This window comes from Suilimivivens aceti, assembly GCF_025567405.1.
Classification (GTDB): domain Bacteria; phylum Bacillota; class Clostridia; order Lachnospirales; family Lachnospiraceae; genus Suilimivivens; species Suilimivivens aceti.
In genome coordinates this window covers 1-2,952 of record NZ_JAOQKJ010000028.1, presented here as the reverse complement: position 1 = coordinate 2,952, position 2,952 = coordinate 1, and the positions used below count along the sequence as shown (strand labels likewise).

Below are 2,952 nucleotides of genomic sequence, written 5' to 3'. Positions count from 1 at the left end.
CTTCTCTGGTCGAACAGGTACGGAAAAGCATCCAGTAATATCGATATTCTGCCTTCCACGACAGACAATGCAGCCCTGCTTCAAAACAAAGAGGCTTTCAGAAATACATACGGAAATCAGGAGGGATTTGATATGTGCCAGGCTTTAGATGAATTAATGGCGGATAAAATGAATGAGGGGATTCTTATCGGAAAGCACGAAGGGATTCTTATCGGAAAGCGTGAGGGGAAACACGAAGGGATCCTTCTGGAGAAGCAGAACAGTGAAGCTAAAATCAGGACTATCATTTCCAATATGTTAGCTGGTGGTGTCTCCTGTGAAAATATCTGCAGGTTTTTGGAATGTGACCCTTCCTTTGTCGAACAGGTTCAGACAGGTATCCAATGACGATTTTGGCTGACACAAGTTATATTGATCAAATAAACGAGATTTTACAGGCAAAAAGAAAAGAATCCGGAGGAGAATTAGCTATCTGTCCAAAATGGTTTGCAAAAAATTTTAATTTTCCTATAAAGTAATTTTCCCAAGTGCCGATATTATTAGTGAACGTAAGAATGCAACATTTTATTACAGAATGTTTCATTTTTAAAAAGGAAAGCAGGGAGGCTTGGCTGGAGGCACCGGATCCATGGAGCAGCAAAGCAGGATACCAGCAGACAGGGAGGTTAAGGATGTTAAGACTGACAGTAAGCACAGAAGAATATCTGATGATCGGTGACAACGTGAAGATCGTGTTCCTTGGCGGAACGAAGAACCATCTTCGCATCATGGTGGATGCACCAAAGGACGTGAATATCGTCAGAAGCACCGTACTGGAGAACAGGGTCACAGATCCGGAGGAAAAGGCAAAGCTTCCTAAATACTATGCTGAGCCGGAAACGGATCCCAAGTACCTGAAAAAGAAAAAGTCCAGAGTCGTCATTACCCACGGCAATCTGGAGGACTGAGCAAGGTAATAACCGGAGGCTTTGAATGCCATAAGGCAGGGCCCGTCTTTGAAGTTCGGGTTTTCGGTTACTATAAAAGCAACAAAAAGCAACCAATAACAAAGTAACTGACGCAAACGGATTTGCGCAGAAATACAAGGAGGTAACTATTATGGTAGTACAACACAATTTAACAGCAATGAACTCTAACAGAATGTTAGGCGTGACCACAAAGACACAGGCAAAGTCCACCGAGAAGCTTTCATCCGGTTATAAGATCAACCGTGCAGCAGATGATGCAGCAGGTCTGTCCATCAGTGAGAAGATGAGAAAGCAGATCAGAGGTCTGACCCAGGCTTCCTCTAACGCACAGGACGGTATCAGTGCAGTACAGACTGCAGAAGGTGCGCTGAATGAAGTTCAGGACATGTTACAGAGAATGAATGAGCTGGCTGTAAAATCTGCTAATGGTACTAATTCAGAAACAGATAGAACCTACATCCAGAATGAAATTGATCAGCTGACTACAGAGATTGACCGTGTATCTGAGACTACAAAGTTTAACGAAACCTATCTGCTGAAGGGTGATAAGTCCAGTCCTAAGGATACCAATTTCCAGTACAAGGAAGTAGAAGTAACAACTCAGGATCTTTATTATGTTGAAAATGGTAAGGTTAATACTCTGAAAAAGGGTTCCTACAAATCTGCTGTAGATACTACAAAGCATGATTATTATACCAGTAAAGATGGTGTGCAGGTTGGTCAGAAGATTACTGACGCAGATCATGATACATACGCAGAACAAACTAAAGTAAATGTTATTACGGAAGATGTATATACCAAAGATACAGCAACTGGAAATTTCATTTCTGCAAAAGGTACTGCAAAGGATGGAACTGGTACAACAAAATATTACACTTTGGCAAAAGGGACTAATGGTGTGTATGAAGCAACAGAAAAGGCTGATCCCACTGCTGAAGAATGGGATCAGGTAAAGACAGGCACTACCGTATATGACAAAGATGGTAATGCATATGGAGCAGGTAGCTTAGTTAAGGATATTAAGAACTATTATGCATCTATTAAAACCGGAATCTTAGCAGGTGATAGTAAAGTAGCAACACCTGATGATGTTGTTACCAAGGGCACAACGCAGTTCACCGATAAGGATGGTAATGAAATAGCTGCAAATGGTCTTGGTAATTACATTAACAATGATGGAACTCTCAAGGCTAATTCCGGTCTTTACATTAATGGAAATGTTGCAACTCAGGATGATGTTGATAAGATGGTTGATTCTTCTAAGGCTTTTGATACAGGAGCTTTAACATTGAAACTTCATGTTGGTGCAGATGCAACTGATAACAATCAGATTTCTGTGAAGATTGATGCTATGAGTGCTGATGGACTCGGTGTTAAAAATTTGAAGGTTGATGGTGCTGACGATACCAATGCCAAGAATGCTGTCGAAACAATCAAGGAAGCAATCCAGAAGGTTTCCACACAGCGTTCAGCTCTTGGTGCTGCCCAGAACCGTCTTGAGCATACCATCAGCAACCTCGACAACGTAGTTGAGAATACCACCAGCGCAGAGAGCCAGATCCGTGATACCGATATGGCTACAGAGATGGTTAAGTACTCCAACAACAATATCCTGTCTCAGGCAGGTCAGGCTATGCTGGCTCAGGCTAATCAGTCTAACCAGGGTGTACTTTCCTTATTACAATAATTTCTGTAAGAGTAAAATTGCAAAGATGAATTGTGAAGAAGAGGTCGGATTTTCCGGCCTTTTCTTATGCCATAGGAAATTACTTCGTAATGTTCCAATGACATAAAAAAGCCCTCCGGGCAGGATTCTTTCTTATTCTGCGAAAAAATGGATTATTGACCTGTGGTGAGAATCTGCAGCTGGAGGTAGATTTCGATATCCTATGTATATAACGGAAAAACATTTATTGCATAATGAAAACTTCTATGCTACACTCAAACCAAAGCATAGAAGTTTTCTTATTTTCGGACAAAGTCC

The 2,952-nt window shown here is 41.4% G+C and carries 2 protein-coding genes and 1 pseudogene; all 3 read left to right on the top strand.

From position 1 onward, the window contains the following. Positions 1 to 387, top strand: a pseudogene (locus tag OCV77_RS16245) (hypothetical protein); the annotation flags it as partial. A gap of 284 nt (positions 388 to 671) precedes the next feature. Then, entirely contained in the window at positions 672 to 947 is a 276-nt protein-coding gene (locus tag OCV77_RS16240; RefSeq protein ID WP_118799729.1) for a carbon storage regulator, read from the top strand. Between the two features lie 151 nt (positions 948 to 1,098). Beyond that, positions 1,099 to 2,655: a flagellin N-terminal helical domain-containing protein gene (locus tag OCV77_RS16235; protein ID WP_262575992.1), complete on the top strand. Its 1,557-nt coding sequence runs from the start codon at positions 1,099 to 1,101 to the stop codon at positions 2,653 to 2,655. Positions 2,656 to 2,952 lie beyond the last annotated feature (297 nt).